At 66.7% G+C, this 26,373-nt stretch carries 25 protein-coding genes; 14 read left to right on the forward strand and 11 right to left on the reverse strand.

Translation table 11 applies throughout. The features are described from left to right. Positions 1–165 precede the first annotated feature (165 nt). Positions 166–1,038: an aminodeoxychorismate lyase gene (locus tag BN973_RS26130; protein ID WP_139830147.1), complete on the reverse strand. Its 873-nt coding sequence runs from the start codon at positions 1,036–1,038 to the stop codon at positions 166–168. A 138-nt stretch (positions 1,039–1,176) separates the two neighbouring features. Between BN973_RS26130 and ygfZ the strand changes: the two genes are divergently transcribed. Next, positions 1,177–2,271, forward strand: a complete 1,095-nt coding sequence (ygfZ, locus tag BN973_RS26135) for a CAF17-like 4Fe-4S cluster assembly/insertion protein YgfZ (RefSeq protein ID WP_036471612.1) — start codon at positions 1,177–1,179, stop codon at positions 2,269–2,271. A gap of 147 nt (positions 2,272–2,418) precedes the next feature. Further along, entirely contained in the window at positions 2,419–2,598 is a 180-nt protein-coding gene (locus BN973_RS26140; RefSeq protein ID WP_036471613.1) for a DUF3073 domain-containing protein, read from the forward strand. A gap of 63 nt (positions 2,599–2,661) precedes the next feature. On the opposite strand, the gene purM is transcribed toward BN973_RS26140, so the two are convergent. The 3 genes from purM to BN973_RS26155 all read right to left on the reverse strand — a co-directional run bounded on the left by purM (position 2,662) and on the right by BN973_RS26155 (position 5,869). After that, complete coding sequence (gene purM / locus BN973_RS26145) at positions 2,662–3,756, reverse strand: phosphoribosylformylglycinamidine cyclo-ligase (protein ID WP_036471614.1); 1,095 nt, start codon at positions 3,754–3,756, stop codon at positions 2,662–2,664. Positions 3,757–3,816: 60 nt separating this feature from the next. Beyond that, positions 3,817–5,343, reverse strand: coding sequence for an amidophosphoribosyltransferase (gene purF, locus BN973_RS26150; protein WP_036471615.1), 1,527 nt, complete (start codon positions 5,341–5,343; stop codon positions 3,817–3,819). Positions 5,344–5,479: 136 nt separating this feature from the next. Further along, on the reverse strand, positions 5,480–5,869 hold the full coding sequence (locus tag BN973_RS26155) for a sterol carrier family protein (RefSeq protein ID WP_036471616.1): 390 nt from the start codon (positions 5,867–5,869) through the stop codon (positions 5,480–5,482). Between the two features lie 19 nt (positions 5,870–5,888). Between BN973_RS26155 and BN973_RS26160 the strand changes: the two genes are divergently transcribed. Continuing rightward, complete coding sequence (locus tag BN973_RS26160; RefSeq protein ID WP_036471617.1) at positions 5,889–7,103, forward strand: MCE family protein; 1,215 nt, start codon at positions 5,889–5,891, stop codon at positions 7,101–7,103. Between the two features lie 21 nt (positions 7,104–7,124). Then, positions 7,125–8,432: an HAD family hydrolase gene (locus tag BN973_RS26165; protein ID WP_084163552.1), complete on the forward strand. Its 1,308-nt coding sequence runs from the start codon at positions 7,125–7,127 to the stop codon at positions 8,430–8,432. A gap of 6 nt (positions 8,433–8,438) precedes the next feature. Here BN973_RS26165 and purL read toward each other — a convergent pair whose 3' ends face one another. The 3 genes from purL to BN973_RS26180 all read right to left on the reverse strand — a co-directional run bounded on the left by purL (position 8,439) and on the right by BN973_RS26180 (position 13,465). Beyond that, a complete protein-coding gene (purL, locus tag BN973_RS26170; protein ID WP_169718197.1) occupies positions 8,439–10,715 on the reverse strand; it encodes a phosphoribosylformylglycinamidine synthase subunit PurL in 2,277 nt (758 codons plus the stop codon). 97 nt (positions 10,716–10,812) lie between these two features. After that, positions 10,813–12,627: a molybdopterin-dependent oxidoreductase gene (locus tag BN973_RS26175; RefSeq protein WP_084163553.1), complete on the reverse strand. Its 1,815-nt coding sequence runs from the start codon at positions 12,625–12,627 to the stop codon at positions 10,813–10,815. 49 nt (positions 12,628–12,676) lie between these two features. Next, the gene (locus BN973_RS26180) at positions 12,677–13,465 is read right to left on the reverse strand and encodes a helix-turn-helix domain-containing protein (RefSeq protein WP_036471619.1); all 789 of its coding nucleotides are present in this window, start codon (positions 13,463–13,465) and stop codon (positions 12,677–12,679) included. A 125-nt stretch (positions 13,466–13,590) separates the two neighbouring features. Here BN973_RS26180 and BN973_RS26185 point away from each other — a divergent pair, with 125 nt between their 5' ends. After that, positions 13,591–13,989, forward strand: coding sequence for a nuclear transport factor 2 family protein (locus tag BN973_RS26185; RefSeq protein WP_036471620.1), 399 nt, complete (start codon positions 13,591–13,593; stop codon positions 13,987–13,989). Between the two features lie 2 nt (positions 13,990–13,991). Here BN973_RS26185 and BN973_RS26190 read toward each other — a convergent pair whose 3' ends face one another. Continuing rightward, entirely contained in the window at positions 13,992–15,005 is a 1,014-nt protein-coding gene (locus tag BN973_RS26190) for a phosphotransferase (RefSeq protein WP_051641648.1), read from the reverse strand. A gap of 132 nt (positions 15,006–15,137) precedes the next feature. Between BN973_RS26190 and BN973_RS26195 the strand changes: the two genes are divergently transcribed. Then, positions 15,138–15,722 (forward strand): TetR/AcrR family transcriptional regulator, encoded by a 585-nt coding sequence (locus tag BN973_RS26195; protein ID WP_036473096.1) that lies wholly within the window; start codon positions 15,138–15,140, stop codon positions 15,720–15,722. Here the strand turns inward: BN973_RS26195 and BN973_RS26200 are convergent. Continuing rightward, positions 15,716–16,063 (reverse strand): VOC family protein, encoded by a 348-nt coding sequence (locus BN973_RS26200; protein WP_036471622.1) that lies wholly within the window; start codon positions 16,061–16,063, stop codon positions 15,716–15,718. The two genes, BN973_RS26195 and BN973_RS26200, sit on opposite strands and share 7 nt — an antisense overlap. A 34-nt stretch (positions 16,064–16,097) precedes the next feature. Continuing rightward, positions 16,098–17,354: a M18 family aminopeptidase gene (locus BN973_RS26205; protein WP_084163664.1), complete on the reverse strand. Its 1,257-nt coding sequence runs from the start codon at positions 17,352–17,354 to the stop codon at positions 16,098–16,100. A 94-nt stretch (positions 17,355–17,448) separates the two neighbouring features. Here BN973_RS26205 and BN973_RS26210 point away from each other — a divergent pair, with 94 nt between their 5' ends. Both BN973_RS26210 and BN973_RS26215 read left to right on the forward strand, forming a co-directional pair. Then, positions 17,449–18,480 carry a Dyp-type peroxidase gene (locus BN973_RS26210; RefSeq protein ID WP_036471625.1) on the forward strand — a complete coding sequence of 344 codons (1,032 nt, stop codon included), beginning with the start codon at positions 17,449–17,451 and terminating at the stop codon, positions 18,478–18,480. Beyond that, the gene (locus tag BN973_RS26215; RefSeq protein WP_036471626.1) at positions 18,477–19,277 is read left to right on the forward strand and encodes a family 1 encapsulin nanocompartment shell protein; all 801 of its coding nucleotides are present in this window, start codon (positions 18,477–18,479) and stop codon (positions 19,275–19,277) included. The genes BN973_RS26210 and BN973_RS26215 overlap by 4 nt, the downstream gene beginning before the upstream one ends. A 104-nt stretch (positions 19,278–19,381) precedes the next feature. Here the strand turns inward: BN973_RS26215 and BN973_RS26220 are convergent, their stop codons facing one another. Then, the gene (locus tag BN973_RS26220) at positions 19,382–21,082 is read right to left on the reverse strand and encodes an MOSC and FAD-binding oxidoreductase domain-containing protein (RefSeq protein WP_036471627.1); all 1,701 of its coding nucleotides are present in this window, start codon (positions 21,080–21,082) and stop codon (positions 19,382–19,384) included. 260 nt (positions 21,083–21,342) lie between these two features. Here BN973_RS26220 and BN973_RS26225 point away from each other — a divergent pair, with 260 nt between their 5' ends. The 6 genes from BN973_RS26225 to BN973_RS26250 all read left to right on the forward strand — a co-directional run bounded on the left by BN973_RS26225 (position 21,343) and on the right by BN973_RS26250 (position 26,371). Then, a complete protein-coding gene (locus BN973_RS26225; RefSeq protein ID WP_036471628.1) occupies positions 21,343–22,212 on the forward strand; it encodes an alpha/beta fold hydrolase in 870 nt (289 codons plus the stop codon). Between the two features lie 79 nt (positions 22,213–22,291). Further along, a complete protein-coding gene (locus BN973_RS26230; RefSeq protein ID WP_036471630.1) occupies positions 22,292–22,993 on the forward strand; it encodes a TetR/AcrR family transcriptional regulator in 702 nt (233 codons plus the stop codon). After that, the gene (locus BN973_RS26235) at positions 22,990–23,652 is read left to right on the forward strand and encodes a TetR/AcrR family transcriptional regulator (RefSeq protein ID WP_036471631.1); all 663 of its coding nucleotides are present in this window, start codon (positions 22,990–22,992) and stop codon (positions 23,650–23,652) included. Before BN973_RS26230 ends, BN973_RS26235 begins: the two co-directional genes overlap by 4 nt. A 137-nt stretch (positions 23,653–23,789) precedes the next feature. Then, positions 23,790–24,833: a zinc-binding alcohol dehydrogenase family protein gene (locus BN973_RS26240; protein WP_036471632.1), complete on the forward strand. Its 1,044-nt coding sequence runs from the start codon at positions 23,790–23,792 to the stop codon at positions 24,831–24,833. 40 nt (positions 24,834–24,873) lie between these two features. Further along, on the forward strand, positions 24,874–25,749 hold the full coding sequence (locus tag BN973_RS26245) for a DUF427 domain-containing protein (protein WP_036471633.1): 876 nt from the start codon (positions 24,874–24,876) through the stop codon (positions 25,747–25,749). Between the two features lie 28 nt (positions 25,750–25,777). Continuing rightward, the gene (locus BN973_RS26250) at positions 25,778–26,371 is read left to right on the forward strand and encodes a TMEM175 family protein (RefSeq protein ID WP_232232152.1); all 594 of its coding nucleotides are present in this window, start codon (positions 25,778–25,780) and stop codon (positions 26,369–26,371) included. The last annotated feature ends 2 nt before the right edge of the window (positions 26,372–26,373 follow it).

The following is a 26,373-nucleotide window of genomic DNA, read 5'->3' on the forward strand; positions in this document are numbered from 1 at the left end:
GGGGAATTCGCCAGCGCGCGTAAATCGCCGGCTCTTCCGAGCCATTGCAGCTAGCGCGTAGCCACCTCACATGTCCATGAAGCTATCAATTTCGCGGACCACCTCCTTCCCTGTGTACGGCCGACCGTACCCGCCGCTGAACGAGCCGACAACACAATTCAGCGCTCAGCGATCGCTGATGATCGCCGCGTCCACCAGTTGCGCGAATTCCTCGGCCATCGGTGATCGGCCCATCGGACGACCGTCGAGCGTGTGCACGCGGGCCGCGAGCGTCATGCTTGATATCAGCCAAATCCCTTGGGCGGCATGCAGATCTGCGACCCGCAGGGCGCGATAGTCGCAGTCGTAGCCCTTGCTTCGTGCCACCTCGAACAGCGCCTGCTGCGTGGTGCCACGCAGAATCGGATACCAGGGCGGCGGCGTCAGCAGGCACAGATTACTGTCCGGGCCCGCATAAGATTCGGTGGCGATCACCACCGTCGAACGCGGGCCTTCCAGGATGTAGCCGTCCGAGCTGACGAAAATCACGTCGCCGGCGCCCCGTTGGGCCGCGTACCGCAAGGCGGCCATATTCACCGCGTACGACAGGGTTTTCGCGCCGGCCAGCAGCCACGGCATCGCTCCGGAACCGAGGGCGGGTAGTCCACGGTCCAGCGTGATCGCCGCGAGCCCGTTGTGGCGAACTACGGCAACCCTTTCCGGGACCGGGCTGACCATCACGTACGCGGTCGGCTGCGAACCACTCTCGCGACCCCGGCTGTAGATCAACCGCAGCGCGCCTTCGGCAGCCGAGCCACCCACCCACTCCCGGGTGGCGATCTCGATCGCGCGCCGCCACTTCGGCAGGTCCGGCTCGGGCAGATCCATGAATTTGGCGGACTGAGTGAGACGCTGCAGATGCGGCCCGACGAGACAGGCGCTGCCGTCGCGGACCAACAGGGTCTCGAAGGCCCCGTCACCGCGGACGGCCGCGAGATCGTCGGCGTGCAAGAGCGGGGTGCCGGGCGGATGTATTTCGCCGTCGAGGGTGACGATCACACCCGTCTGGGCTGCCATGCCGACAGAGCCTAGCCGTCGCGGCGACAAGCGCAGCCGGGCGGACGCCGGTCCGTAGAGTTGACGTGTGACCCGCGCCGTCGACGATGCAGGGCGAAACGATGAGGAGGAGCGGCGCACATGACTGCGGTACCCGCACCCGATTCCGGGCCCGACGCCGGCGCGGTCTGGCACTACGGCGATCCGCTCGGCGAGCAGCGCGCCGCCGAGACCGAGGCTGTGCTCGTGGACCGTTCGCACCGCGCGGTCCTCACGTTGACCGGCGCGGACCGGCAAAGCTGGCTGCACAACATCTCGACCCAACACGTCAGCGAACTTCCCGACGGCGCCAGCACGCAGAATCTCAGCCTGGACGGGCAGGGCCGCGTCGAGGACCACTGGATGCAGACCGAGCTCGGCGGCATCACCTACCTCGACACCGAGCCGTGGCGCGGTGAGCCGTTGCTGGGCTACCTGAGCAAGATGGTGTTCTGGTCGGCCGTCACGCCCGCGGCCGCCGACCTGGCGGTGTTGTCGCTGATCGGTCCGCACCTGGCCGACCGGGCGGTGCTCGACGTGCTCGGCCTGGACGCCCTGCCCGCCGAACTGGCCGCAATCGCGCTGGCCAGCGGTGGTTTTGTGCGGCGGATGCCGGCGTCGGCCGCCGGTCAGGTCGAACTCGATTTGGTGGTGCCGCGCGCCGATGTGGCCGACTGGGAAGCCCGCTTCACCCGGGCCGGCGTGCGACCGGCCGGGGTGTGGGCCTACGAAGCCAACCGGGTTGCGGCCCTGCGCCCGCGCCTGGGCGTCGACACCGACGAACGCACGATTCCGCACGAGGTGCGCTGGATCGGTGGTCCCGGCGTCGGGGCCGTCCACCTGGACAAAGGCTGCTACCGCGGGCAAGAAACCGTCGCCCGGGTCCACAACCTGGGCAAACCGCCCCGAATGCTGGTGCTGTTGCACCTCGACGGCTCGGTGGACCGGCCGTTGACCGGTGACGCGGTGCTCGCGGCCGGGCGCTCGGTGGGACGGCTGGGCACCGTCGTCGACCACGTGGATCTGGGGCCGATCGCGCTGGCGTTGCTAAAGCGCGGGATACCTGCCGACACCCAATTGACGACGGGCGCGGAAGGGTCGGTAGCGGCGGTTATCGACACCGATTCGCTGCCGCCGAGCGACCAGATCGGCGCCGGACGGCTCGCCGTCGAGCGGTTGCGGGGCGGGACGCGATAATGTCCGTTGAAGTCCAACACGGCGGGCAGGGGGCACCGACGCTCATCCGCGAGGCACGGTAAGCTGTTGGCAGGACAATAACGACACCAAGAGATCGGAGCCGCCTACTTGTTAGGCCGCTCCGTTATTGCGCGAGGGGGTTCCCCCATGGGCCGCGGCCGGGCTAAGGCAAAGCAGACCAAGGTTGCTCGAGAACTTAAATACAGCTCCCCGCAGACCGACTTCGATCGGCTTCAGCGCGAGCTGGCGGGGACCGGTGTGGACCAATCCGGCGACCTGGATGGCGCCGACGAATCTTGGGATCGCGAAGACGACTGGCGCCGCTAGAACTTACCCCGTGCCGATGCCGCGTGCATCGGCACAGTCTTGCTCCCAGCTAGACGCAGGCTCTTAAAACCTGGGGTGCTGCCCAACCAGCTTCGCGCGCGGGCCTTCTTTCCCGCCTTTGCAGATCGTCCCCAACACCCAGCAGTCCAGGTGGCGCGCGGTCAATATCGCCAGGGCGCGGTCGGTGTCTTCGGGGGCGACGACGGCGATCATGCCGACGCCCATGTTGAAGGTCTTTTCCATCTCTTCGCGGGAGACGCGGCCGCGCTGGGCGATCATCGCGAACACCGGCGCCGGCGTCCAGGTGCCGCGGTCCACCTCGGCGGTCAGCCCGTGCGGGATCACGCGCTGCAGGTTGCCCGCCAATCCGCCGCCGGTGACGTGGCAGAACGTGCGGACATGGGTTTCGGCGGCCAGCGCCAGGCAGTCCTTGGCGTAGATCCGGGTGGGCTCGAGCAACTCTTCGCCCAGCGTGCGACCGAATTCCTCCACGTAGCCGGCCAGGTTCATCCGATCGATCTCCAGTAGGACGCTGCGGGCCAGGGAATACCCGTTGGAATGCAGGCCCGAGGACCCCATCGCGATGATGACGTCGCCGGGCTTGACCCGGTCGGGACCCAACACGTCGTCGGCCTCGACCACACCGATTCCGGTCGCGGAGATGTCGTAGTGGTCCGGTTCCATCAAGCCGGGGTGTTCGGCGGTCTCGCCGCCCAGCAGCGCACAACCGGCCCGCACGCATCCCTCGGCGATGCCGCCGACGATCGCGGCCACCCGTTCGGGCACCGTGCGGCCGACGGCGATGTAGTCCTGCAGGAACAGCGGCTCGGCGCCGCAGACAACGAGGTCGTCGACCACCATGGCCACCAGGTCGAGGCCGACGGTGTCGTGCTTGTCCATCGCCTGCGCGACCGCCAGCTTGGTGCCGACGCCGTCGCTGGAGGCGGCGAGCACCGGTTCGCGGTAGTCGCCCCGCAGCGCGAACAATCCGGCGAATCCGCCCAGCCCGCCGCGCACCTCGGGCCTGGTGGCCTTTGCCGCCAGCGGCTTGAACAGATCGACCGCGCGCTCGCCGGCATCGATATCCACCCCGGCCGACGCGTAAGTAATGCCCTGGCTGCCCGGTTCTTCGCCGGGGCTTTTTGCGGGATCCGTCATCGCGATAAAGGCTACCGGTAGACGCTTCCCGTCGGAATCAAACGTCTTTGAAGGACCCGATCAGTGGTTGACGGGAACCTCGTCGGCCGCAACATCGCCGAGCTCCGCACCGCGCGCCGCATTGGCGAGCATGTGCTCAATGACGTTCTTGCCCAGTGCGGTTTCGCTCGGCAGCTCGATCGGATACTTGCCGTCGAAGCAGGCGGCGCAAAGCCGGGAGGCCGGCTGCTCGGTCGCGGCGATCATGCCGCGCAGCGAGAGGTAGCCCAGCGTGTCGGCGCCGATGGCGTGCCGCACCGCCTCGAGCATTTCCGCCTCGTCCTCGACGGCGTTGGCGATCAATTCGGCCGGCGACGGGAAGTCGATGCCGTAGAAGCACGGCCACTTCACCGGCGGCGAGGCGATCCGCACATGCACCTCGACGGCGCCGGCCTCGCGCAGCATGCGCAACAACGCGCGCTGCGTGTTACCCCGCACGATCGAGTCGTCCACCACGATGAGCCGCTTGCCGCGGATCACCTCTTTGAGCGGGTTCAGCTTGAGCCGGATACCCAGCTGCCGGATCGTCTGGGACGGCTGGATGAATGTCCGCCCGACGTAGGCGTTCTTCATCAGGCCCTGCCCGTACGGGATGCCGGACTCTTGCGCGTATCCGACCGCGGCCGGGGTGCCCGATTCCGGGACGCCGATCACCAGGTCGGCGTCCACCGGGCATTCGCGAGCCAGCCGGCGACCGATCTCCACCCGGGCGCCGTGCACCGACCGACCGCCGATGGTGCTGTCCGGCCGGGCCAAGTAGACGTATTCGAAGACGCAGCCCTTCGGGGTGGGGTTGGCGAAGCGGGTGGAGCGCACGCCGTCGGCGTCGATGGCCAGCAATTCACCCGGTTCGATGTCGCGGACGAACGAGGCGCCGACGATGTCGAGCGCGGCCGTTTCGGAGGCCACCACCCAGCCGCGGTCCAGGCGTCCCAGCGAAAGCGGCCGCACCCCATAGGGATCGCGGCAGGCGTACAGCGTGTTCTCGTCCATGAATGTCAGGCAGAAGGCGCCGCGCACGGTCGGCAGCAGTTCCAGCGCCGCCTGCTCCAGGGTGGAGTCGGCCGCGCCGTGGGCGAGCAGCGCGCCCAAGATGTCGGAGTCCGTCGTCGCCGGGGCCGGGGCGCGTTTGGCGATCAGCCCCGCGTCGCGCGCGCGCGCGGCGAGTTCGGCGGTGTTGACCAGGTTCCCGTTGTGTCCCAAGGCAACCCCGGTGCCGGCGGCGGTGTTGCGGAACACCGGCTGGGCGTTTTCCCAGGTGGTGTCGCCGGTGGTGGAGTACCGGCAGTGCCCGATCGCGACGTGGCCTTGCATGGCGGCCAGCGTCTGCTCGTCGAACACCTGGCTGACCAGGCCGAGGTCTTTGAAGACCAGCACCTGGGATCCGTCTGCGACGGCGATACCGGCGGCTTCCTGGCCGCGATGCTGCAGCGCGTAGAGGCCGTAGTAGGTGAGTTTGGCAACTTCCTCGCCCGGGGCCCATACCCCGAATACACCGCACTCTTCGCGGGGCGAGTTCAGGTCCTGCTCGGATTCCTGGGCGGTCACGGTGGGCGGCTCCCTAGCGCGGGGTAGTGACGCTTCGGAGTTTACGGGCACGTAAGCCCCGCGGACGAATCTGTTGGGCGTGTTGAACGCCGAAATTATCGGCGTGTCACCCTAAACCTGCAGTTCAGAGTTATCTTCAGCCCACATCGAACAGGGGCAGCCAGTGGTCAATTTCACCCGCGCGGGCTCCCGACAGCGTCAGTGATCCGGCGGCCTTCGCGTCGGCGAGCGCCAACCTTCCGGTCGCCAGCAGCAGCCAGGTCCGCGGATCGGTCTCGACGACGTTGGGCGGGGTACCGCGGGTGTGTTTCGGCCCGGCCACGCATTGCACCGCGACGAACGGCGGGATCCGGACCTCGACGCTGGCACCGGGCGCCAGCGCGGCCAGGGTGCGCGCGGTGAGCCGCACCGCGGTCGCCAGCGTGGCGCGATCGGGTGCCGGACGGGTTTCGTCGCGCAACCAGTCCGCCATGGTCGTAAGGACCTCACGTGTCTTGGCCGGATCAGCACTATCACGGGCGGCCATACCCTAGGGTCTCAGAATCATGGAGCGTCGTCGGTCCAGGCCGCCGCCCCCGTATAAGACCGTCGGCCTCGTGACGATCGTGGTCATGGGGCTTCTCGGGTTGGTCTTGTACTCGCAATTTCGCGGAGACTTCACACCGAGGACGAAGTTGACCATGGTGGCCCCGCGCGCGGGTTTGGTGATGGACCCCGGCTCCAAGGTCACCTACAACGGTGTCGAGATCGGCCGGGTGGCCGGCATTTCCGAGATCACCCGGGACGGCAAGCCGGCCGCCAAAGTGGTGCTGGACGTGACGCCGAAGTACGTCAACATGATTCCGGCCAACGTGGCGGCCGAGGTGAAGGCGAGCACCGTGTTCGGCAACAAGTACGTCGCCTTGGCATCTCCTAAAAACCCTGTGCCACAATCGATTACACCCTCAATGGTGATCGACGCGACCACGGTGACGACCGAGTTCAACACCTTGTTCGAGACACTGACCTCGATCACCGAGAAGATCGATCCGGTCAAGGTGAACCTGACGCTGTCCGCCGCGGCACAGGCGCTGGCCGGGCTGGGCGAGAAATTCGGCGCCTCGCTACTCAACGGCAACGCGATCCTCGACGACGTTAACCCGCAGCTGCCGATGATTCACCTCGACATTGCGCGGCTGGCGGCGCTGGGCGACACCTACGCCGACGCCGCACCGGACCTGTGGGACGCGCTCGACCACGCGGTGACCACCGCGCGGACACTCAACCGGCAGCAGGGAGATCTGGATGCGGCATTGCTGGCGGCGGCGGGCTTGGGCAGCAGCGGCGCCGACCTGTTCGGCCGAAGCGGACCCTACCTGGCGCGTGGCGCGGCCGATCTCGTCCCCACCGCCCAGCTGCTGGACGAGTACAGCCCCGAAATCTTTTGCACCATCCGCAATTTCAACCAGGTCGCACCCAAGCTTCACGTTGCGCTCGGTGATAACGGATACGCGCTGGGGGCCCACTCGTCGGGCTCGATTGCGGGAGCGCCCAATCCGTACACCTACCCAGAAAACCTGCCCCGGACCAACGCCAGGGGCGGCCCCGGCGGGCGCCCGGGATGCTGGCAGTCGATCACCCGCGAACTGTGGCCTGCTCCGATGCTCGTCATGGATACCGGCGCGAGCGTGGCCCCCTACAACCACTTTGAGGTCGGTTCACCGGTCGCGGTGGAGTATGTGTGGGGCCGCCAACTGGGCGACAACACGATCAACCCCTGAAGAGAGACCTGAAAAGACGCAATGACTATCGCACGCTTGGCCGCTCACCGGGCGGCGACTGTCGCTCGTCGACTCGTGGCATTGGCGATCACCGCGCTGGCGCTGTCGGTGTCGGGTTGTGGCGACTCCGGTGACCATCGCGAAGGCGACGCCAGCGACAACGGCTGTCGCACGCTGGCCGCCGATCCAGGTTGGTATGGCGACAACCGTGACCGGCTCAACGCGATGATCAGCCACCTCGGCAGCTGCGGCAAGCTGGAACCCGAGGCGGACGACCCGCCGCTGGCGGTGTTCGACTGGGACAACACGATGGTGAAAAACGACGGTGGCGACGCCACCTTCTTCTGGATGGTGCGCAACTCCAAGGTGCGTCAACCTCCCGGTGGAAATTGGAGCGAGACAAGCCAATACCTCACCGCGCCGGCCGCCGCGGAACTGGCATCCGCGTGCGGCGCGCTGGCCCCTCCGGGTGAGCCGCTGCCGACGGGAACCAACGCCGGATGCGCCGACGAACTGGTCTCGATAGCCAGCGATCGTCAGACCCGCACGGGCGCAGCGGCATTCGCCGGTTACAACCACCGACGCATCAATCCCTCCGCCGCCTGGGGGTCGCAACTGCTGGCCGGTTGGACCGAGGCCGACATCAACGGATTCAGCGAAGCGGCCCGGCGGGAAAACCTCGAGGCGCCCGAGGGTACCGAACAACAGGTGGGCAGCACCCGCCAAATCGGGTGGGTGCGCTATTACGCCCAGATGCGAGATCTGGTTGCTACCCTGCAGGCCAACGGATTTGACGTGCGTATTATCTCCGCGTCGCCCGAGCCGGTGGTGCGAGTCTGGGCCGCCGATCTCGGAATCGCCGCCGACCATGTGATGGGCACCCGCACCGAGCACGATGGCGACGTCCTGACCTCCCGATTGGCGTCCTGTGGTGGCGAACCGTCGATTCCCTTCAACGAGGGCAAGCGCTGCCGGATCAACGAGCAGGTGTTCGGCATCCGGGGGCCGTCGGCGTTCGACCAGTCGGCCGAGCCGCGGCGCCAGGTGTTCGGGGCCGGCGACTCCGACGGAGACGTCACCTTCACCGCGGACGCGACCGCGCTGCGCCTGGTGATCAATCGCAACCAGATCGAGTTGATGTGCCGGGCCTACGCCAATCCCGACGGGCGATGGCTGGTCAACCCGATGTTCACCAATCCATTGGGTGTGCGCCCGCCCTACCCTTGTGCGACACAGGGTTTCGACGCTCCCGACGGCGGCCGGGCACCGCTGCTACGACCCGACGGCAGCGTCGTCCCCGACCAACAGGATCGGGTACACGCGGGATAGCTTGGCTCAGCCGAAGAATCGCGGCAGCACCGCTTCGGATGTCGCGCGCAGTTCGGCCAGTGACACCGTGAACAGGTCTTGAAACTCGAGTGCGTCCGAGTCCTGGTCGACGACGCCGATGCGGACGGCAGGAAGTCCGCGCGCCTCGCACATGGAACGAAACCGGCTCTCCTCGGTGCGCGGCACCGCCACGAGCATCCGGCCCGCCGACTCGGAGAACAGCGTCACGAACGGGTCACTGCCCTCGGGAAGCACTATGCGGCAACCGGTCTCACCTGCCAGCGCCGATTCCACGATGGCCTGGGCCAGCCCGCCCTCGGACAGGTCATGGGCCGCGGTCACCAGCCCGTCGCGCGATGCCGCGCTGAGCACCTCGGCCAGCAGCTTCTCGCGCTGCAGGTCGACCGCCGGCGGCAACCCACCGAGATGATCGCCGGTCACCTGGGCCCAGATGGACCCGTCCAACTCGTCGCGGGTGTCGCCGAGAAGCAGCAGGGACTCTCCCGGGTCGGTGCCCAGGGCGGTCGGGATGCGCCGATCGACATCGTCGATGACGCCGAGCACGCCAACCACCGGAGTCGGCAAGATGGCGACCGTTCCGGTCTGGTTGTAGAAGCTGACGTTGCCGCCGGTCACTGGAATCCCCAGGGCCACACAGCCATCGGCGAGTCCCCGGACGGCTTGCGAGAACTGCCACATCACTCCGGGATCTTCGGGCGAGCCGAAGTTGAGGCAGTTGGTCACCGCGACCGGCACGGCCCCGGTGGCCGCGACGTTGCGGTAGGCCTCGGCCAGCGCCAGCTGGGCTCCGGTGTAGGGGTCCAGCTTGGTGTAGCGCCCCGAGGCATCGGTCGACAGCGCGATACCACGGCCGGTGGCCTCGTCGATGCGCAGCACTCCGCCGTCGGCGTGCTCGGCCAGCACGGTGTTGCCGCGCACGTACCGGTCGTATTGCTCGGTGATGAATGCCCGGCTGCACAGGTGCGGGCTGCCCAGCAGCGCAAGCAAAGTCGCGCGCAGTTCGTCACCGGTGGCCGGCCGGGGCAGCGTGGCCGAGCTGTCGGCATTCAACGCGTCCTGCGATTCCGGGCGCGCCACCGGACGCTCGTAGACCGGGCCCTGATGCGCCACGGTGCGCGGCGGCACGTCGACCACGGTCTGGCCGTGCCAGGTGATGCGCAGCCGATCACCGTCGGTGACCTCGCCGATCACGGTCGCCAGCACCTCCCACTTGCGGCACACCGCCAGGAAGGCCTCGACATTCTCCGGAGCGACCACGGCACACATCCGCTCCTGGGACTCGCTGGACAGGATCTCGGCGGGGGTCATATTGGCCGCCCGCAACGGGACGCTCTCCAGCTCCACTTCCATACCGCCGTCACCGGCCGATGCGAGTTCTGAAGTCGCACAAGACAACCCGGCACCACCGAGATCCTGGATGCCGATCACCAAGCCGGCCGCATACAGCTCCAGGCAGCACTCGATGAGCACCTTCTCGGTGAACGGGTCACCGACCTGTACCGACGGCAGCTTCTTGCGGCCGGGGCCGCCGCCCTCGTCGCCGCCGAAGGTCTCCGACGCCAGCACGGACACCCCGCCGATCCCGTCCAGGCCGGTGCGCGCACCGAACAGGATGATCTTGTTGCCGGTTCCCGAGGCGAATGCCAGGTGCAGGTCCTCCTTGCGCAGCACGCCCACGCACAGCGCGTTGACCAACGGATTGCCCGCATACGACGCGTCGAAGACGGTCTCGCCGCCGATGTTGGGCAGGCCCAGCGAGTTACCGTAGCCGCCGATACCGCGGACCACGCCGTCGAGCACGCGGCGGGTGTCGGGCGCGTCGGCGGGGCCGAACCGCAGTTGATCCATCACGGCGACCGGCCGGGCGCCCATGGCCATGATGTCGCGCACAATGCCGCCGACACCCGTGGCCGCGCCCTGGTAGGGCTCGACATAGGACGGGTGGTTGTGCGACTCGACCTTGAACGTGACGGCCCAGCCGTCGCCGATGTCGACGACGCCGGCGTTCTCGCCGATGCCGGCCAGCATGCCCGCGCGCATCTCGTCGGTCGTGGTCTCGCCGAAGTAGCGCAGATGGACCTTGGACGACTTGTACGAGCAGTGCTCGCTCCACATCACCGAGTACATCGCCAGCTCGGTGTCGGTGGGCCGGCGGCCCAGAATCTGGCGAATCCGCTGGTACTCGTCGTCTTTTAGACCCAATTCACCGAAGGGCTGCGGCTGGTCGGGGGTGGCGGCCGCATGTTCGACGGTGTCGGCCACATGAGTGCGGGCGCCCGCTCCTGAGACAGTCACGCACACAGTCTAGGGTCCCGGGCCGTTCGGCTCCGGCTCGCCGAATCGCGGATAGCGACGGGCCTCAGATCGGCATCCGATAGCCGTAGTATTCGTGGTCTTCGTTATAGCCGCCGTGTCCCAGTCCGAGGTGGTCGAAACTCTCCACGAACTCGATCGCCTCGATCCATTTGACCTGTTTGAAGCCGAGCTCCCGTTCGTTTCGCAGGCGCAACGGCGCGCCGTGGGTTTCGGTGAGTGGTTGACCGTTCATCTCGTAGGCCAGCATGGCGGTCGGCTCGCACATGTGCTCGATCTTGTGGCAGTCGTAGTAGCGGCCTTCGGCCGGTCCGCCGGCCCCGTAGGCGAACGAATAAAAGACCACCCAGCGAGCCGAGGGCAGCGGGCGCACCACATCGAGGATGTCCGACATCCGCACGCCTCCCCACTTGGCCACCCCCGACCAACCCTGAATGCAGTAATGCTGGGTGATCTGGTCGTGTTTGGGCAGCGCGCGCAACTCGTCGTAGGACAGACTGACCGGATTCTCGACGAGGCCCTCGATGCACAACGCATAGTGCGACCAGTTGGCGGCCTGCAGCCGGCGATAGCGCTCGGAATCGGGGATCGTGCCGTTGGGCCACAGGTACGGCGAGATGTCCTTTTCGGAATACGTCGCGTTGGGATGCGGTAGTTCCAGCAGTTCCTTGGCCCAGCCGACCGTCCCGCGACCAACCCGGCGGACCACGCCGGGATATCGCGCCGTGAAGGGGGACGCGAGCATCCACAACGCCACGATGACCGCCATGGCCAAGGCGTAAATCACTACCGCCCAATATGATTGAGTGTTGGTACCGAACACAATATGGTTCACGTTGCCGACGAATCCCGTCACGAAGACCATGACGGTGTGGACCGCGATGAAAAAGACCATCCACACCAGCACCGCGAAATGCACGGTGCGCGCCACCTGTCGGTTCAGCGGACCCCGACCGAAACCCAACCACGCCGCGATCGCCGGGCCCTGCAGCAGGCCGGTGACAAACGCCAGTGGTGCGGCAATGAACACGGTGGTGAAGTAGGCGGTGATCTGCATGCCGTTGTAGCTGGTGAAGCCATGGTTGGCCGGGAAGTCCAGCGAGGCGTACTGGATCGCCGTCGACAGCGCGTTCGGGACGACATCCAGCGATTGCGGGACGATCCGGCGCCACTGCCCGGTCGTGAAGAGGAGCACGTAAAAGATCAATCCATTGGCGAGCCACAACAGGTCGAAGCTGAAATGCCACCACCGGGCCAGCCCGATCGAATGCCGAAACCCGGGTATGCCCAACCACTTCGGAATGGCCACCGAATCGTCCTTGGCCGTCCACACCCGGGCGGCGTCGCTGCGGTCCTGGCGATCGGCCGGGACCGGACCGCGGATCCGCAACCATTCGGTTCCCGGTCGGCATCCCGCGTTCAGGTACAGCCGCGGATGGTCGGCGAGAATTTGCAGCCCGGCGCGGACGATGAACATCATAAAGACGATGTTGAACAGATGCTGCCAGCGCAGCCAACTCGGAAAGCCCGAATACACCGGTGGTGCAAAGCTTTTCGATGTCCCGGGGTAACGCTCGATGAAGGCCTGCATCCACTCGTATTGGCGCAACTGCTGTGCCAGCGCGACTGCCACCAGCATTCCGGCCACCCCGAGCGGCAGCAACCACAGCAGGTTGAACCAGCGTCGGCCGATCCGAACCGAGGGCAGACGCGCCATTTCCTGCTGCGGCAATCCCCCCGCCCACTCGTCGAGGTCGATGCGTTGATCCAGCAGCCGCCGGCGCGCACGCTGGTCGAGCAACGACTCGAGACGGGCTCGCGCAACCGTGGCGGATCCATTGCTGGGTGGATGGTCAGCCATTGTGTGCCTTCCTCCCTGTGACGCCGGCACCAAAACGTCAATCTAAAACCTACTCGCCGCGCAGCAGGCGGGCGCTTTCGGCGTCGGCCGGATAGAACAATTCGACGGCCAATTCGGCGAGCGTGACTTCGAGCGGCGTCCCGAAGGTCGTCAGCGTGGTGAACATCGACAACCGCTGACCGCCGCCGGCATCGAGCACCAGCGGAACGAGCAGCGACGCGCCGTCCGACGGCGTGCCCCACGGTTTGGCAGCAGTGGCGACGCCGGGGTATTCGCGTACCTCGTCGCCGAGGGCCCGCACTGCCGGGTCGCCGGTCAGCGCGATCGTGCGCTGCAGCTGGTGCAACAGGTAGCCCGCCCATTCTCCGAAATTCAGGGTCCGCCCGGCCAGACCGTCGGGATGCAGGCACAGCCGGTAGACGTTGGCCGGCGGGCCGAGCAGTTCCCCGGCCAGGCCGGCCGTGAGCGCAGCCGCGGCGGCGTTGGCCCCCACGATGTTCCAGCACCGATCGATGACCACGCCCGGGTAGGGGTCGTGCGCATCGAGGAGGCGTTGCACGGCGTCCCGGGCCGGGGACAGGGCGGCGTCCTCGAGCGGCCGCGACTGGTAGCGCGGGGCAAACCCGGCCGCCAGCAGCAGCGTGTTGCGCTCCCGCAGCGGGATGTCGAGGCCCTCGGCCAGCGTGAGCACCATCTCCGGACTCGGGCGGGAGCGCCCGGTCTCGATGAAGCTCAGATGTCGCGCCGACACGCCCACGCTCAGCGACAGGTCAAGCTGGCTGACTCGTCGGCGCGTGCGCCATTCACGCAACAGGACACCGACCGGCGCGTGGCTCACGCACTCACGGTAGCCACAATCGGTACCCGCGGCGATGACCTCGGAGGTAATTGTGCCGCTGCGCCACGCCGCGACACCCTTGCTGCGAACGCGCTCAATCGGAGCGTCTGCCCCAGGAGGGAATCATGACCGACATCGCTTCCGCTTCGCGCAAGTTCAGCGCCGAGCTGTTCGCGGCATTTTGGGCCGCACCCGACCTGTCGCGCGGATTGGACATTCTGGACGATGACATCGTCGGCTACTGGCCGGGAGACCCGGAACCGGTCCGCGGGGTCGAGGCATACACCGCCAAGATCGCCGAAATCCTAAAAGCCGCACCGGATTTGCAGCTCGAGGTCGTCGACAGCGCGACGGTGGCCGGTTCCGCCGAGGGCGAGGAGCTGGTGTTCTTGCACTACATCGGCCGGGCCACCGGGCCGGACGGCCCGCTGCAGATCCGCGGCCTCGACCGGGTGCGCACTCGCGACGGCCTGGTCGTGGAGAACGTGATCCGTTACGACCCGCCGTTTCTACCGCAGGGCTGAACTCAGCCCGCGATCTCGGCCAGCGCCGAGGAGGTATCGAGGTCGGCGTAGGCGAACGAATACCGCTGCGCCAGTGGGACCGAGACGTCGGTGCGTTGCCACTCGCCGGCGCTGGCGGTCACCAGCCACAGGGTCAGTCCGTGCGCAACGGACGCCCGGTAGCGCAACCAGATCTCCTCGGCGCTGGGCAGCTCGCCGGCCGGTAAACCCAGCGAGTCTCGGTATTCGGCCAGCAGGTCGCGTTCGCTGTTGCGACGATCCTCGACGGTCAGCGCGCCCTGCAGGAAGTAGCCCAGGTCCAGCGACCAATTGCCCCTGCGGGCCACCTGCCAGTCCAGGAACCCGACCTCTCCGCTGGGCAGCAGGTAGGTGTTACCGATGTGGGGGTCGCCATGCAGCAGGGTCTGCGGCGAGGTGGTCAGCGTTCTGATGTACGGCTTCCAGACGGACTCGATCAGCTCGTCGATGGTCAACGACATGACCTGGGCGGGTGCGTCGGCGCCGAGGCTTTCCAGCGCGACGGGTAACGGTGCCGCCTGCATGCCCTCCCACGTCACGAAGGGCTCGAGCCAGTCCAGCGCCGGCTCGCGGTGCACCCGTTCGCCCCAGTATTTGCCGTGCATGCGGGCCAGGCCGCGCACGCCGGCGGCGACCTGCTCGACGGTCATCGGCCGGCTGCCGTCGCGGGGATCGGCGCCCCGGGCGCGGAGATCTTCCATCACCAGCACGAAGTCGTAGTCGGCCTCGTCGATCAGCGCGGTGTAGACGGCGGGATGCTCGAGCGGCAGATCCACCCCGCAGGTGAAGAGCCTCGGCTCGTGGAACATCCCACTGGTCAATCGGATCAGCGCCTTGTGCGCGGGATCGGCGGCCTTGACGAAGACCGTCGCCGGCCCCGCCCCGGCCCGATACGTGACGCCCAACCGGGCGCGGCGATTGGTGCCGTCGTCACGAAGCTCGACGGAGACCGTGTCGACCTCGGCGCCGGGAAAGTCCGCGGCCAGTGCCGCCGACATCCATTCGGGCGTGATCTCGTCCCAGCTCTTCGGCACCCACGCACTCACCGGCGAGTCCTTTCGTAGAAACGACACGTATCGTTTCCTAAACTGTGCACGATGAAGGTAGCCCAACCCGACCCGGTGCCGCCACTGCCCGCCGAGCGCGGCGGCCGGCCCCGCGACAGCCGGCTGCATCACGCGATCCTGGACGCCACCCGCGAACTGCTCACCGCCGGCAGTTACGCCGAACTGTCGATGGAAAGCGTCGCGGCACGCGCGGGCGTCGGGAAAAAGACCCTCTACCGGCGATGGCCGTCGAAGGCGCCGATGGTCGCCGAAGCGGTGCTGGAAGCCTACGGCGGGTCGGGGTCATTCCCGGTCGCCGAGACCGCAGACGTCCGCGCCGATCTGCAGACCTGGCTGACCGAGCATGCCGAGTTCTTGGCCGAACCGTCGAACGCCGCCTTGGTGCGGGCGCTCGTTGCCGCGGCCGCCGCGCGCCCGGGCGACGGCGAGGATCTCTATCGACAATTGAGCGCCCCGCAGCTCGCGGGATTGACGACGCGGCTGCGCCTAGCCGTCGAGGACGGAGAACTCCGCGCCGACGCGGACATCGATGCCGTCGCACAAGCATTGGTCGGCACCCTGCTCTTCCACGCGCTCACGCGGACGACGGCGGGCACCGGATTCGACGGGCTCGTCGACGCGCTGTTCGACGGCGTATCGAATCACTGACCTGCCACGCAGAACGCGTTGCCTTCCGGGTCGGCCAGCACCACCCAGCGAAAGTTCTCGCTGAACCGGTGTCGGCCCAGCTCGGTGGCTCCCGCCGCGGTCAGCCGCGACACCTCGCCGTCGACATCGTCGGCGGCGAAATCGAGGTGCAACCGATTCTTTCCGGGCGTGCGATCGGGCACATTCTGAAATCCCAACCGGGGTCCGTCCGGACGCATCACCGCGACGAATTCACCGGGAATCAATTCCTGTGTGGTGCCACCGAACTGGTCGGCCCACCAACTGGCTAGCTTCGCGGCATCGCCGCAGTCGAAGGTGACCATCTCCACTTTGAGCGTCATACCGATCGACTCTAGGCCCGACGACCCGCGCAGACTATTGCGGCGAGAAAAACGCTTGCAGCGCAGCGGAATAGGCGGCTACGTCGGCAGCACCCATCAGTTCGCGCGCGGAGTGCATCGCGAGCTGGGGGGCGCCGACGTCGACGGTGGGGATGCCGGTTTGCGCCGAGGCCAGCGGCCCGATGGTGGAACCGCACGGCAGGTCGGCGCGATGCTCGTAGCGCTGCAGCGCCACCCCGGCCTGCTCACACGCCAGCGCGAACACCGCCGCCGTACGCCCGTCGGTGGCGTACCGCAGATTGGGGTGCACCTTGAGCACCGGCCCGCCGTTGACCGCGATCGGGTGGGAAGGCTCGTGGCGCTCCGGGTAGTTCGGATGGGTGGCATGCGCCATATCGGCCGAGGCCAATAGCGAGGCCGGCAGCCGCCGCAGGAAGTCTTCCCGGCTGCCGCCGGCCGCGAGCACGATGCGTTCCAGCACGGTGCTCAGCAGGTTGGACTGCGCACCGTGATCCGACGACGACCCGACCTCCTCGTGGTCGAACAGCACCAGCACCGCCACGTTGCCGCTCGGCTCGGCACTCAGCAACGCCTCCAGCCCGGCGTAGCAACTGGCCTGGTTGTCCAGCCGGGGGGCGCTGAGCAGGCTGGCGTCGCCGCCGAGCACCGTCGACGGGGTCAGGTCATGTGTCATCAGGTCGGCGGCCAGCACGTCGGCCGGCGCCACCCCGGCGCGCTCGGCCACGTAATCGACGAATGCGCGCGGCGTGTCGCCGACGGCCCAGACGGCGTTGAGGTGGCGTTGCGGGTCCAGGGTCACCGATTCGCGGTCCTCGGCGAGGTGGATGGCGAGCTGCGGCACCCGCAGGACCGGATCGTCGATCCGGATCAGCCGGTGGTCCAGCCCGGAGCCGTCCCGCAGCGACAATCGGCCGCTGATGCCCAGGTCGCGGTCAAGCCAGGAGTTGAGCCACGCGCCGCCGTACGGCTGCAGTGCCACCACCTGCCAACCGGCCACCACCCCGTCCGGATGCTGCTTGACCCGCAGGTTCGGGCTGTCGGTGTGCGCTCCGACGATCCGGAACGCACCGTCGGAGCCGGTGGTGTTCCAGGCCACCAATGAGCCCGCGCGGACGGTGAAGAAGCGTCCCGGTTCCCCGGGCCAGGGGTCGGCTTCGCGGAGTTCGGTGTAGCCGGCGGCGAGCAGGCGCCCGGCCACTGTGGCGCAGACATGGAACGGAGACGGTGAGGCGTCGATGAATTCGCAGAGACCTGCGGCGCTGGCCGACATGTTCAACATCATGGCAGTTCACATCGGGCCCGACCGCGCGACTTCGCACTGGCGCACTTCCTGCGCTCACCGTCGCCACGCTAATGTCACCAGAGTGCCTCCGGTTCAGCCCCAGCCCATCCTCGCGCCGCTAACGCCTGCCGCGATTTTTTTGGTGGTCACCATCGACGACGGCGGCGAGGCGACCGTGCACGGCGCGCTGCCCGACATCTCGGGACTGGTGCGCGCCATCGGCTTTCGCGACCCGACCAAGCACCTGTCGGTGATCACCTCGATCGGCTCGGATGCCTGGGATCGGTTGTTCGGCGGGCCTCCCTTGAGTAAGAAGCCCGCCGAACTGCATCCGTTCGTCGAGTTGAGCGGAGCGCGGCACACCGCGCCGGCCACTCCCGGCGACCTGTTGTTCCACATTCGGGCCGAGACGATGGATGTGTGCTTCGAACTGGCCGGCCGCATCCTCAAGTCGATGGCCGGCGCGGTCACCGTCGTCGACGAAGTACACGGCTTCAAGTTCTTCGACAACCGCGACCTGCTCGGTTTTGTCGACGGCACCGAAAACCCGAACGGACCAATCGCGGTGAGCGCCACCGCAATCGGCGACGAAGATCCCGACTTCGCCGGCTCCTGCTACGTGCACGTCCAGAAATACCTGCACGACATGTCGTCGTGGGAATCGCTGTCGGTCACCGAGCAGGAACGGGTGATCGGCCGGACCAAGTTGGAAGACATCGAACTCGACGACGACGTGAAGCCGGCCAATTCGCACGTCGCGCTCAATGTCATCGAGGACGACGACGGCACCGAGCTGAAGATCGTGCGGCACAACATGCCGTTCGGCGAACTCGGCGCCGGCGAGTTCGGCACGTACTACATCGGGTATTCGCGCACACCGCAAGTCACCGAACGGATGCTGCGCAACATGTTCATCGGCGACCCGCCCGGCAACACCGACCGCATTTTGGACTTTTCCACCGCCGTCACCGGCGGGCTGTTCTTCTCCCCCACCGTCGACTTCCTCGACGATCCACCGCCCCTTCCCGCGCCGCTCGTGACCGAGCGACCCGAACCGCCCACCGCGAACGCCGGCGCACTGTCGATCGGCAGCCTGAAAGGAACCACTCAATGAAGAACAACCTCTACCGCGAACTAGCGCCGATCACCGACGCCGCATGGGCCGAAATCGAATTGGAGGCGACGCGGACGTTCAAACGGCACATCGCGGGGCGGCGGGTGGTCGACGTGAGCGAGCCCGGCGGTCCGGTCACCGCCGCGGTCAGCACCGGACGCCTACAGGACGTGGCGGCGCCCACCGACGGTGTGATTGCGCACCTACGGGCCAGCAAACCGCTTGTCCGCCTGCGGGTTCCATTCACATTGTCACGTGACGAGATCGACGACGTCGAGCGCGGCTCGCAGGACTCCGACTGGGACCCGGTGAAAGCCGCCGCCAAGAAGCTGGCGTTCGTCGAGGACCGCGCCATCTTCGAGGGCTACCCCGCCGCGTCGATCGACGGGATCCGCAACTGCAGCTCGAACCCGGCGCTGATGTTGCCCGACGACCCTCGCGCGATTCCCGACATCATCACGCAGGCGCTGTCCGAGCTGCGGCTGGCCGGGGTCGACGGCCCGTATTCGGTGCTGCTGTCTGCCGATATCTACACCAAGGTCAGCGAAACCACCGAGCACGGCTATCCGATCCTCGAGCACATCAACCGCCTGGTGAACGGCGACATCATCTGGGCGCCCGCCATCGACGGCGCGTTCGTGCTGACCACCCGCGGCGGTGACTTCGATCTGCAATTGGGCACCGACGTCTCCATCGGCTACACCAACCACGACGCCGACAACGTGCAGCTGTATCTGCAGGAGACGATGACGTTCCTGTGCTACACCGCCGAGGCGTCGGTCGCCCTGGGCACCTAGGACACGCCAGCGACGAGTGCTGCACCGAACCTGGAAATCCGGTGGGGCCTGCAGAATTACCGGCTCGACGAGCTAACGCGCTATTGGCGCGTGGTACAACGCCTTTAGAGATCCAGCACCAGGTCGCTGTCCGGCGTTGCCGAGCAGACGAGCACCGTCCCGGGTGCGGGCAGCTCCAGCGGCGCCTGGACATACCGGGTGGTGCCGGCGACGACGCCGGTCACGCACATGTGGCAGACACCGCTTCGGCAGGAGAAGCGGGTCGGCACATCGCACGCTTCCGCGAAGTCCAGGATGGTGCCGTAGTCCGAGGACCAGTTTGCGGTAAGTCCGCTGCGCGCGAAGGTGATTGACGGCCCCGTGCCCGGCGGCCCGGCCGGTGCGTGTGGCGGTACGCGCGCAGCCTCGTCGACCACGCCGGGATTGATGGCGGGTAGCGCACCGAACAGCTCGGTGTGGATACGCGCCGTGTCGAGCCCCGCAGCCGTCAGGGCCTCGCGCATATCGGTCATGAATTGGGTTGGGCCGCAGAGATATGCCGCGGCATCAGCCGGTAAACCCAGCGCGGCAATAGCCGACTGGTCCAGCCGCCCCTGCGTCTCGGTGTAGCACACCTGCTGGCGCGCGTGTGGCAACGACTCGATCAGACCCGTGACTTCATCGGCAAAAGCTTGAGTTTCGCGATTGCGGCAGGTGTGCAGCCAGAACACGGCGCGCGCACTACCGGCCGCCGCGAGCGCATGCAGCATTGCCAAGACGGGAGTGATGCCGATGCCGGCGGACATCAAGACCACCGGCCGGTCGTCGTCGGTAAGGTAGAAATCGCCGCGCGGGGCCGCGGCTTCGATGACCGATCCGGGATCTATGTGCGCGTGCAACCACCGACTGACCAAGCCGCACTCTTCGCGCTTGGCGCTGATGCGGTAGTCGCCGGCCGCGGGATCTCCGGAGAGCGAGTAGCTGCGCAGCGGCACCGGATCGCCGGCTCCGGGAATCCGCAGCGTGAGGTATTGCCCCGGCAATGGCGGCGGCAGCGAGGCATTGTCATCGGCCTTTAACCGGATCGACAGCACCGACGAACTCTCGGCATGTGTGGCGGTGACGCGCAGCGGCCGAAATCCGTTCCACCCCGGTTCCACTCCGACGGCAGGCGCCGGCTCCTCCCTCGAGTCGAGCATGTCGTTGAACGATTGCTGCCATCCCGGGCTCAGCGCCGGAACATCGACGATCTTGCGAAGCGTTTCGGTGTCTTTGTCCGGCAGATACAACAGCGCGTCGACGTCGGCGACGCTGAGCTGGTGGCGACCGCGCCGGGTCCGCACGATGTGGTCACCGGCCTGGACGCGGCCCTCGGTGATGACGCGGAAGTAGAAACCTGGCCGGTGTTGGGCGACAAGAAGATTGGGCATCTCCGGTTCGTCGAGCCGCAGCCCGATCCGGAAGCAGGTGACCCGCGGCTGGGTGACTTCGAACTCGGCGTCCCCGATTCGGTAGCGGTCGCCGATGCATACGTCGTAATCGGACAGCCCGGTGATGGTGAAGTTTTCCCCAAAGTGACCCGGCATCAGATCATCGCGATTGAGGTAGCTCTTCCAGAACTCATACGACTCGGTCTGGTACACCATGACCGCGCGTTGTTCGCCGCCGTGACCGCCGAGATCGCCTTGACCGTCGCCGTCGATGTTGAGGCGTCGCACCATGACCGGCCCCTCGACCGGCGTCTTCCAAATCCCGGTATAGACGGTCTTGTCCCGCCACCGCACATTCGTGGGCATGCCCACGTTCACCGACACAAGCCTGCCCACCGTTGTCTCCTTACCCCACAACGCCACTCGATCGGCGACCGCGCCAAGCCACGATGACGATTTTGTCGCGCAACGTGTTACCCACCGAGGCTACTCAAGGCGACAATATTGGGATAACCAACCCAGAATATTCGAGGGCGGGCAAGCGGTCAACTCCTGCGTGACTATTGCGAGCCCACCGATTAGGGGCATACTGGGATACGTATCCCAAAACTGCGGATACCGCGGTCTGGCGGACCACATGGCGCAGGAGGAATCTCATGCCGGCTGTTCATCATCGTTACGCGACCGTCGACGGCCATCGGCTGTTCTACCGAGAGGCGGGGGACGCAAAAAAGCCCGCGCTGGTGCTCTTGCACGGGTTTCCGACCAGCTCCTACATGTTCCGGCAGCTGATTCCCGCGCTGGCCGACCGCTACCACGTGATCGCCCCCGATCACCTGGGCTTCGGGCTGTCGGACGCGCCCGGCGTCGAAGAGTTCGACTACACCTTCGAAGCGCTGACCGACCTCACCGCGGGCCTGCTGGGCGGCCTTGGCGTCCAGCGGTACGCGATGTACGTGCAGGATTACGGCGCCCCGATCGGTTGGCGGCTGGCGCTGCGTGATCCGTCCGCCATCACGGCGATCATCAGCCAGAACGGCAACGGCTACGACGCTGGTTTCGTGGAAAAGTTCTGGAAGGTGGTGCGGGCCTATCAGTCTGACCCGAGCGCCGAGACCGAAGCCCCGGTACGTCAATTCCTCTCCCTGAAGGCGACCCGCTGGCAATACCTCACCGGAGTGGCCGACGAGACATTGGTCGATCCCGAGTGCTGGCATCACGATTTCGCCTTGCTGTCGCGTCCCGGCAACGACCTGGTGCAACTCAAGCTGTTTCGCGACTACGCCACCAACGCTCCGATGTACCCGCGGGTCCACGAATACTTTCGCGCCAGTCGGGTACCGCTGCTGGCGGTGTGGGGCCGGGGCGACGAGATCTTCGGCCCCGCCGGCGCCGAAGCCTTCGCCGACGACCTGCCGGGCGCGCAGATTCATCTGCTCGACGGCGGGCATTTCCTGCTGGAATCCGCACTCGACGAAGTCGCCGGGCTGATCCGCGACTTCCTCGCGGATCGGGTGCCCGCCTGACCGCGGCCCGCGGGCGGCACGGCCCGGCAATGGGCTGCATATCCCATAATCGGGGGCGTTCGCGGGCTAGCCTGACGCGATGGCCCATCCCGATGTTCAGGACGAACAACGGTTGACCGCCAAGGGGCGTGCCACCCGCGACAGGATTGTGCAGGCCGCCGCCCAGCTGATCGTGACCAAGGGGCTGTCGGCCTCCAAGATGGAGAACGTGCGCAAAGCCGCGTCGGTCAGCGGCTCGCAGCTCGCCCACTATTTCGCCGACAAGAGGGCCCTTATTCGCGCGGTGATCAGGCGCCAGATGGGCGTGGTTTTGGACTTCCACCGCCAGCCGGCACTCGGCGACCTTGAAACGTTCGACGACTTCGAGCGTTGGATCGATCTGAACATGCGCTACCTCCGGCGCATCGGGACCTCCGGTGGCACACCGACATATCACGCGCTGACCGCGCAGCTGGCCAAGTCCGACGACGCAACGCGCGCCACCTTGGCGGCCGGCTACTGGCAGTGGGTGGAGTTGTTGGAAGCGGCGATCCTGCGAATGCAGAACAATGGACTGCTGATCGCGAGCGCCGATCCGCGACGATTGGCGCTCACCATGATCAGCGCCCACCAGGGCGGCGCCACGTTGGCCTTCACCTATCGCGCGGAGTGGCCGCACGCCGATGCCACCCGGTTCGCCGTCAACTACTTGCGAATGTTCGCCGCCGATCCCGACGAACGCACGCCGCGGCCCCCACGACTTCCCCGCGGTCGGCGCGTGAAGCCAAGGGCGGCAACGTGACTGACGACACGCCACGATTCACCCGCAAGGGACAGGCGACCCGGGCACGCATCATCGAGGCCGCCGCCCGGCTGATGTTCGAGCGGGGCGTGGGCAACACCAGCATCGACGAGGTACGCAGCACCGCCGGGGTGGGCGGGTCGCAGATCTCGCACTACTTCCGCGACAAACGCGACCTGACCCGCGAGGTCATCGCCGCGCGCCGCAACGACGTGGTGAAGTTTCACACCCAGCCGCGACTCGGCGCGCTCGACCGGATCGAGGACCTGCAAGCGTGGGCCGACGCCTGCGTCGCCGACATCGACACCGTCTACCGGCGGGGCGGGTGCATCTATGGTTCGCTGGCCGGTGAGTTGATCGAGGCCGACGACGAAGTGCGCGACGACCTTGCCCACGGCTACGACCTATGGCTCGAGCTGTTTCACACCGGCCTTGCGGCGATGCGTCAGCGCGGCGACCTGCGCGCCGACGCCGACCCGCGACATCTGGCCGCCTCGCTGGTCATCGCGCATCAGGGTGGCGCGATGATCACACACGCGACCGGTGACGCCGCGCCGCTGCGCATCGCGGTCAATGCCGCGGTCGACTATGTGCGCTCCTTCACCGCCGAGACCGACAAGAAGTGTCGCAGGCGGTCGCCGCAACGGCGCAAATCCTGATCCGCACCCGCCCTGGACAATTTTGGGTCTACTCGCCCATAATATTGGGTCAGATAGCCCATTTAGGCTACGTGGGACACCGGGGCATAATGCGGAGGTGCGAAAGTTTTCGCGCAACCCCGGGGGAGGTCGGTGCTATGGGGATGACCAGTACTACGCCGCCCACCGCGCCCGCCGTGGTGCGCGAGCAACCCGGCGGGGAAAGCATGCGGGCAATCATCCTCAACGGGTTCGGCGGACTGGACCGCTTGGTCTACACCGAAATCCCCAAACCGCTGCCCCGGGATGGCGAAGTGGTGATCGAGGTCAAGGGATTCGGGGTCAACCACGCCGAGCTGCACATGCGCCGCGGGGAATGGGCGGAAGCCGCCGAAGTCAGCGGCATCGAATGTGTGGGCATCGTCGACTCGTGCCCGGGCGGCGAGTTTCCGGTCGGCGCCAAGGTCGCGGCCCTGATGGGTGGCCTGGGGCGAACCATCAACGGCAGCTATGCGCAATACACCCGGGTACGGGCCGCGAACGTCGCCCTGATCGAGTCCGAACTGCCATGGTCGCAATTGGCCGCCCTGCCGGAAACCTATGCGGTTGCCTGGACATGTCTCTTCCGCAATCTCAACCTGAAGGCGGGACAAACGCTGCTGCTGCGCGGGGCGACCTCGTCGTTCGGCCAAGCGGCACTCAAGATGGCGGTCGCCGCCGGTGCGCACGTCATCGCGACCGCCCGCAGCACGAAGCGCGTGTCGGCGCTCGAGGACTTGGGTGCGTCACGCGTCGAAGTGGAAAGGCGCGACCTCGCCACCCACATCGCCGAATCCAAGCAAATCGATGCCGTGTTGGACCTGGTGGGAAACAGCACCATCCTCGACTCGCTCGACCTGCTGCGCCGCGGCGGGACGGCCTGCCTGGCCGGCTGGCTGGGCGGGCTCGACCCCATAGGCGACTTCAACCCGCTGTTGCGCATGGCCAGCGGGGTGAATCTGAACTTCTTCGGCAGCTTCGTATTTGGAACTCCCGGCTTCCCATTGTCCGACGTGCCCCTGCAGGACATCGCCCGCCAGGTGGCCGAGGGCAAGCTCGATGCGAAGCCGTCGCACGTCTTCTCGTTCGACCAGATCCACGAGGCACACCGAATTATGGAGGCTGGCGAGGCTGGCGGAAAGATGGTCGTAGTCATCGACTAGCGGCAACGACCGTCACTCGCGCGAAAGTGAGTCCACGACAATGGGTTTAGCATGGCAACAGGGTCCGCTGGCGACCGGGTCGGTCGGCCACTTCCTCACCGGGCAGCCGTTGCCGCCACGGCTGCTGTTCGCCGAGCCCTTGCGCCGTCGCATGCGGGTGCGCTTCGCCGACCGCTGGATCGCCGACAGCGAAGAAGTGGTGCTGCTACACGAGCCGGGACGCTACCCCGTCGCCTACTTCCCGACCGGTGACATCGAAGAGAACATTCTGATCTCCGAAGACCGCGTCACGCAGCATAAGGACCTGGGCGACACGCAGTGGTTCACCGTTCGGGCTTCGGGGCAAGAGGCCATTCACAGCGCCTGGCGGCACACCGGCCTGCCGCAGCAAGCCGCGGTATTGGCCGGCCGGGTGGCATTCGCCTGGCGCGCCATGGAGGCCTTCTACGAAGAAGACGAACGCATCGTCGGGCATGCCGCCGACGCCTACCATCGGATCGATATCCGTTCGACCTCAAGGCATCTCGTGGTCCGTGACGGTGATCAGGTGATCGCGGACACGCAGCACCCGCTGGCGCTGTACGAATCCGGGTTCGCGCCGCGGTGGTATGTGCCCCGCGGCGACATCGATGACTCGGCGCTCAAACCCGTCGACGGACAAACCTTCTGCCCCTACAAGGGCATCGCTTCCTACTACGACATCGGCGAGCGCAAACGCGCGGCCTGGTCCTACCTCAACGGGTGGACGGAGGTGGAGCGGGTCAGCAACCTGGTGTCCTTCGAACCCGACAAGATCGACGTCTTTCTCGACGGCCGCCGGCTGCACCTCGAGCCGGGCCAGACCGTCATTCCGCACGGCGTCGACCGGGGACTCGACACCGACGAGGTGCTCGGGAGAACTCCGCGGGCAAACTGAACCTGACACGCGACGCGGGGAGACTGCGGTGGCAGTGGGTAAAGCCAATGCGGAACGAGTGCAGGCGTTCTCCGACGCCGTATTCGCGGTCATCATCACCATCTTGGTGCTGGAGCTCAAACCGCCCAGTGCTCATACCCTGAGCGCTCTGCTGCCGCTGTGGCCCACGGGCCTGAGTTATGTCGTCAGCTATCTGTTCATTGCGATCGTCTGGGTCAACCACCACCACTTGTTCGGCTACGCCCAGACCGCGACGCCCCGGTTGGTGTGGTCGAACTTCGCCCATCTCTTTTCGGTGTCGCTGATTCCGTTCACCACCGAGTGGATCGCCGACAGCAGGCTGGCCGATGCACCGGTGGTGCTGTACGCGTCCGTCTTCGTCCTGGTCAACATCACCTACATATTGCTCTGCACCGAAATCGTCGATCGCCCTGCCCACGAGGATGTTTCGCATCGCCTGCGCAGGTTGCTGGGGATGCGTTCGTTCATCACGATCTTTGTCTTCGCCGCGGCCGCCCTGATTGCCCTCAGATGGCCGGTCATCGCGATGGTGTTGATCTGCTCATGTCTGGTTGGATACCTACGGCCGGACCTTCCACCTCCCAAGAAGGCACAGGAGTAGGC

It is taken from the genome of Mycobacterium triplex (assembly GCF_000689255.1).
Lineage (GTDB): Bacteria > Actinomycetota > Actinomycetes > Mycobacteriales > Mycobacteriaceae > Mycobacterium > Mycobacterium triplex.